Origin of the sequence: Sphingomonas sp., assembly GCF_039595165.1 — a bacterium.
Taxonomy (GTDB): domain Bacteria; phylum Pseudomonadota; class Alphaproteobacteria; order Sphingomonadales; family Sphingomonadaceae; genus Sphingomonas.
Window position 1 is genome coordinate 1 of record NZ_JBCNMA010000182.1, and the last position, 4,986, is coordinate 4,986.

Genomic DNA, 4,986 nt, shown 5'->3' on the forward strand with positions numbered 1-4,986 from the left:
GGCTGGTCGCGCTGGCGCTGACGGCGGGCGCGCTTGCCGGGCTGATCGGGCATGTCCGCCGCACCAATGTCGCGCTGGCCCGCTTCGTCGAGGCGCTGCGGCACGGCGATTTCGCGGTCGGCTTCGATCCGCGCGGCGGCGCCGGCTTCGACCGGCTCGGCGGCGCGCTGACCGACGCGATGCGGGACCTGCGCGCCGAACGCAGCCGCGGAGCCGAGGAGCTGCGCTTTCTCGATGCGTTGCTCGACGACATGCCGGTCGCGCTGCTGACCGTCGATCCGGCAAATGGCGTACGCTTGCGCAACAAGGCCGCGCGGCGGCTGTTCGATCGCGATCTCGGCACGCGCCCGGAAGATTACCGGGCCTATGGCGAGGCTTTCGCCGAGCGGCTGGTGGCCCAGGGCGCGGCCGACGAGGTTCTGCAGCTTTCGCTCGAGAACAGGCCGCAGCGCGCGATGGTGCGGGCGAGTACCGCCGAGCGGCTCGGAATCCCGGTCCGGATCGTCACCGTCGCGCCGATCCAGGGCACGCTCGACGCGGTCGAGCTCGGCACGCAAAGCGATCTGGTGCGCGTGCTGACTCACGAGATCCTCAACTCGCTGACTCCGGTCACGTCGCTCGCCGGCACAGCAGCCGTGCTGCTCGGCGAGGAGAATCCAGACATCGCCGAGGCGCGGCTCGCGATCCTGACGCTCGCCCGCCGCAGCGAAGGTCTGCGCCGGTTCATCGAAAGCTACCGTGCGGTGGCACGTGCGCCCGAGCCGCGCTACCGCATCTTCGAGGCCACGCCCTTCATTGCCGAGCTCGAACGGCTCTTCGCCGTCGACTGGTTCGAGCACCGGCTGATCGTGGCGGTCGATCCCGGCATCACCCTCGATGCCGACCCCGACCTGCTCGCGCAGGCGCTGCTCAATCTGCTGCGGAACGCCGCACAGGCCAGCGTGCCGCCGCTCGGCCGAGGCAATGTCTCGCTCACGATCAGGCGGCACAATGGCGGCGGCGTTCTGATCGATATCGAGGATGACGGCCCCGGCGTCCCCGCGGCGCTCCGCCAGGACGTCTTCCTGCCGTTCTTCACCACACGCAGCGAAGGGACCGGCGTCGGCCTCAATCTGGTGCGCCAGATCGTGGTGGCGCACGGCTGGCAAATCACGCTCGATACGAGCGAGCTGGGCGGCGCACGCTTCAGGATCGCAATCGCCGGCTGAAGCCCGGGAAGGCGGCGATACTGGATAGCCCGGTTGACTCGAGGCCGCTTCGAGTTAATACTTAAGTGAATGCTACAGTATCAGGCCACGCCGCTCGACCTCGCCTTCCAGGCCCTGTCCGATCCTGGCCGCCGCGCCATGGTCGAGCGCCTGAGCCGGGGCCCCGCCTCGGTCAGCGAGTTGGCAAAGCCGCTCCCGATGACTCTCTCCGCCGTGGTCCAGCACCTGAAGGTGCTCGAGGAGGCCGCGCTGGTGAAGAGCGAGAAGGTCGGCCGAGTGCGCACCTGCACGCTGCAGATCGCGACCATGACTCAAGTCGAACGCTGGATCACCGAGCGCAAGCGCTTCTGGGAACAGCAATATGATCAACTGGAGGCCTATCTGGCCCGCACCGCCCCCGAGGAGAACGAGCGATGACCGTCACCAATGCGACCTTCGTGATCGAGCGGATACTGAACGCCTCGCCGGCACGGGTCTTCGCGGCCTACACCAGCCTCGAGGCCAAGAGTGCGTGGTTCAAGGCGCCGTCGGACATCGAGACCCTGAACCGCGACTTCGACTTCCGCGTCGGCGGCAAGGAACGGTTCCATGCCCGTTGGCCGAGCGGCATGATCACCGACTTCCAGGCCACCTATCACGACATCGTCGAGGACGAGCGGATCATCCTCGTCTACGACATGTTCCACAACGGAGATAAGCTGTCGGTCTCGCTGCTGACGATCGAACTCAGCGCCGAGGGCGACAAGACCCGGCTGATCCACACGGAGCAGGGCTCCTATCTGACCGGCGGCGACGACGCGGTGAAAAGCCGTGAGCATGGCACGACCTGGCACATCGACAACCTCGTCGCCGTGCTCGAAGGCCGTGAAGCGAGGGCCTTCGCATGAGCATCGAACTCTTCGCCCACCCGTTCTCGTCCTATTGCCAGAAGGCGCTCATCGCCTTCTACGAGAATGACGTCCCGTTCACCTTCCGCATGCTGGAGGACGCCGGCGTCGGCGAGGAGCTCGCCTCGCTGTGGCCGATGAAACGCTTTCCGATCCTGCGCGAGAATGGGCGCGTGGTGCTCGAGGCAAGCATCGTCATCGAATATCTTCAGGTCCATCATCCGGGGCCGGTGAAGCTCGTTCCGGAGGATCCCGACCTCGCGCTCGAGGCGCGGATGCTCGACCGGTTCTTCGACAACTATGTCATGACACCCCAGGGCAAGTTCGTGTTCGATGCCCTGCGCCCGATCGAGAGCCGCGATCCTCACGGCGTCGAGGACGCGCGCAATATGCTGGACACCAGTTATGCCTGGCTCGACCAGTACATGCAGGGCCGCATCTGGGCAGTGGGCGACACCTTCACGCTCGCCGACTGCGCGGCCGCACCCTCGCTCTTCTATGCCGACTGGACGCACCGGATTCCGGAGCAATACGGCCATCTCGCGGCCTATCGCGCGCGGCTGTTGCAGCGGCCCTCCTTCGCCCGGGCCGTGGAGGAGGCGCGGCGCTTCCGCCATTATTTTCCGCTGGGCGCACCGGATCGGGACTAGGCGTGTGCGCTGACTCGCGCGTTCACGGAGCGGGCGGCGCAACGGAAGAAGTGAAGGGCAGGTAGAAATCGCCGGAGACCCCGAAAGCGGTCGTCCGCTCGGCCGACGCCGAGCGCCCGCTATCGGGTGATTGGCTGCCCTAGATCGCGCCTCTCATACAGATCGCTCCTGATCGTCTTGGCGCCGGGCGGAGACGGGTTTCGCAGGCTGATCGAGTAGCGAACCGTTCAGGTGGTCGTCGTCGGGGCTCGGATAAGCGCGAAGCTGCTTGACCGGGGCCGAGAGGGAGCACACCGGCACACTTCCACGCGATCGATTGGCCGCTTGCTGCCGGCAAATTGCTTCCGATGCCCAACGATTGGACTTGATGCGCTTTTCCCGCTTTTTATCTGGCTCTTCCTACGACCTCGCGATCGACCTCGGTACGGTGAATACCGTTGTCTACCTGCGCAACAGAGGAATCGTCCTCAACGAACCTTCGGTAGTGGCGCTGGAAACGCTCAACGGTGTTTCTCGCGTGCGCGCGATCGGTGCCGAAGCAAAGCTGATGCTCGGCAAAACGCCCGATAACGTCAGCACGATTCGTCCGATGCGCGATGGGGTGATCGCCGACATCGACGTCGCCGAGCAGATGATCAAATACTTTATCGGCAAGGCCGGGGGTGGATCACGAAAGTTCGGAAGGGGTCCGGAAATCGCGATCAGCATTCCGAGTAGCGCGACTCAAGTGGAGCGGCGCGCCATCCAGCAGGCAACGTCGAATGCAGGGGCTCGCAAGGTATATCTGATCGAGGAATCCATGGCCGCGGCGATCGGCGCGGGGCTACGCGTGATCGATCCGCTTGGGGCTATGGTCGTGGACATTGGAGGCGGCACGACCGAAGTCGCGATCCTCTCGCTGCGAGGCCTTGCGTACAGCGCGTCGGTACGCGTCGGTGGAGACCGGATGGACGAGGCCATCGCCTCCGGCATTCGGCGGAAGCACAATTTGATGATCGGCGAAGTAACAGCCGAACGGATCAAGGTCGAGATCGGAACTGCTCAGATGCCGCCCGATGGCGTTGGTGCGGTCATGCGCGTCCGGGGTCGGGATTTGGTCAAGGGCATGCCTGCCGAAGTCGAGGTGAGTCAGGGCGAAATCGCCCAATTTCTATCCGACCTCGTTGCGCAGATTGTGGAAGCCACGCTGTCCGCGCTTGAGAAGGCCGAGCCGGAGCTGGCTTCCGACATCTATGACCAGGGGATCGTGATGACCGGAGGCGGCAGTCTGCTCGCGGATCTGGACGAGGTGCTTTCCAAAGCAACGGGGCTGCCCGTCGTCGTTGCCGACAATGCGCTGATGTGCGTGGCAAACGGAGCGGGCCGTGCATTGGAGGACTCGGAGTATCGTGGCGTGATGGCGGACGTCTAAACGCACGTGCCATGAATATTGGCCAAGCCGCCGCTGTCGCCAGGAAATCGCTCCATCGCGGCAGCAGCTTGCGCCCTCCATTCAGGCGTTCGATCCGGCGCGCAGTTGGCTAAGAGTAACCGTTCTACTGTCCTGACAGCTCGCATTCGCGACCTGACGGTACCGGACTAGTGCGTAACCATCCGGTACCGGCGGTCCACGAATGCCTCACTTCCCTGACGCTGTATCCGGCTCCCAGTCCCACGCCTTCATCATCACCTCGAACAGATAGGTATTGGGGAAATAGCCGCGGACGCGCTCGGCGCCCGCGCCGATCGCCAGCGTCGCCACTTCCTCGCCGGTATGGGTGCGGTTGACCATGACGTTCTTGAGCCGGACGATGTCCTCCTTGCTCTTCGTCGCTTTCCATTCGTCATAGCCGGCGAGCAGTTCCTCGCCGCGACGGCCGCCATCGACCTGCAGGCCGAAGCTGTGGTCGGCGGTGAACAGCAGCAGCGTGTCGTCGAGGTTCACGCGCGCCTGGACCTCGGCGATCAGCTTGTCGAAGTCGACGACGTTCTGCAGCCCCTCGCGCGGATCGTCGGTATGCGCGTCCCACTCGACGACGAGCAGATAGCCCTTGGGCGACTTTTCGAGGATGTCGAGCGCCTTCAGCGTTGCCGCGCGGGCGTCCATCTCGTCGCCGACCACGACCGGGCGCTTCTCGCCGGCGCCGATCTCGGCCAGCGTGGTATGGATCGGGCGGCCATTGGCCTGGCCGAGCTGATCGAAGCTGGTGCCCGCGGCGACCAGCTGCTCGCCGATCTTGCGGCGGCCGGCGCCGAACAGCA

6 protein-coding genes are annotated in these 4,986 nt (G+C 65.1%); 5 read left to right on the forward strand and 1 reads right to left on the reverse strand.

Going from position 1 to position 4,986, the window contains the following annotated elements; translation table 11 throughout:
• The 5 genes from ABDV68_RS18250 to ABDV68_RS18270 all read left to right on the forward strand — a co-directional run.
• Window positions 1-1,208, forward strand: a 1,208-nt coding sequence (locus tag ABDV68_RS18250) for an ATP-binding protein (RefSeq protein WP_343521520.1), incomplete at its 5' end; no start/stop codon positions are given.
• Window positions 1,209-1,277: 69 nt separating this feature from the next.
• Window positions 1,278-1,625: a metalloregulator ArsR/SmtB family transcription factor gene (locus tag ABDV68_RS18255; protein ID WP_343521521.1), complete on the forward strand. Its 348-nt coding sequence runs from the start codon at window positions 1,278-1,280 to the stop codon at window positions 1,623-1,625.
• Window positions 1,622-2,095 carry an SRPBCC family protein gene (locus ABDV68_RS18260; protein WP_343521522.1) on the forward strand — a complete coding sequence of 158 codons (474 nt, stop codon included), beginning with the start codon at window positions 1,622-1,624 and terminating at the stop codon, window positions 2,093-2,095. The genes ABDV68_RS18255 and ABDV68_RS18260 overlap by 4 nt, the downstream gene beginning before the upstream one ends.
• A complete protein-coding gene (locus tag ABDV68_RS18265; protein ID WP_343521523.1) occupies window positions 2,092-2,745 on the forward strand; it encodes a glutathione S-transferase family protein in 654 nt (217 codons plus the stop codon). Before ABDV68_RS18260 ends, ABDV68_RS18265 begins: the two co-directional genes overlap by 4 nt.
• Window positions 2,746-3,112: 367 nt before the next feature.
• The gene (locus tag ABDV68_RS18270; protein WP_343521524.1) at window positions 3,113-4,156 is read left to right on the forward strand and encodes a rod shape-determining protein; all 1,044 of its coding nucleotides are present in this window, start codon (window positions 3,113-3,115) and stop codon (window positions 4,154-4,156) included.
• Between the two features lie 207 nt (window positions 4,157-4,363).
• On the opposite strand, the gene ABDV68_RS18275 is transcribed toward ABDV68_RS18270, so the two are convergent.
• Window positions 4,364-4,986, reverse strand: a 623-nt coding sequence (locus tag ABDV68_RS18275) for an alkaline phosphatase (protein ID WP_343521525.1), incomplete at its 5' end; no start/stop codon positions are given.